The 391-nt window shown below is 68.8% G+C and carries 1 protein-coding gene; it reads right to left on the bottom strand.

Annotated elements, in window-relative coordinates:
* The coding region (locus EN884_RS38380) for a LacI family DNA-binding transcriptional regulator (RefSeq protein WP_206617798.1) at nt 1-391 on the bottom strand (391 nt) is incomplete at both ends.

Raw genomic sequence — 391 nt, 5'->3', positions numbered from 1 at the left:
GGGAAGGGTAGGACTTGGTTCCGGAGCGGCTGCGGCCGAGCGTGGCGAAGGGAAAGCCGGCCTGGGTGAGATAGTCGATGCGTTCATCCTCGCGCCGCGTCCAGGCCAGCAGCACCGCATCGGCGCGGCGCGTCTCGACGACGCGGCGCAGGCGCTCCTGCTGGTAGTCGCCCGGCGCGCCCATGACCACGGTCAGGTCGAGCCCGCTTTCCGCAAGCCTGGCCTGCAGCCCGATCAGGAACGGAATGAAGAACGGCTCGCCATATTGCTGGTCGCCCGGATGCGGCTGCAGCATGAAGGCGATCGAATGGGTGGCGCCTTGCCGCAGACTGCGGCCGGACTGGTTCGGCGAATAGTTGAGCGTCCTGGCCGCCTCGAGCACGCGCTGGCG

It is taken from the genome of Mesorhizobium sp. M7A.F.Ca.AU.001.01.1.1 (genome assembly GCF_004022735.1).
In the GTDB taxonomy this organism is placed as follows: domain Bacteria; phylum Pseudomonadota; class Alphaproteobacteria; order Rhizobiales; family Rhizobiaceae; genus Mesorhizobium; species Mesorhizobium ciceri.
Note: the sequence above shows the minus strand (reverse complement) of the source record. Positions and strands in the feature narration are given on the sequence as shown.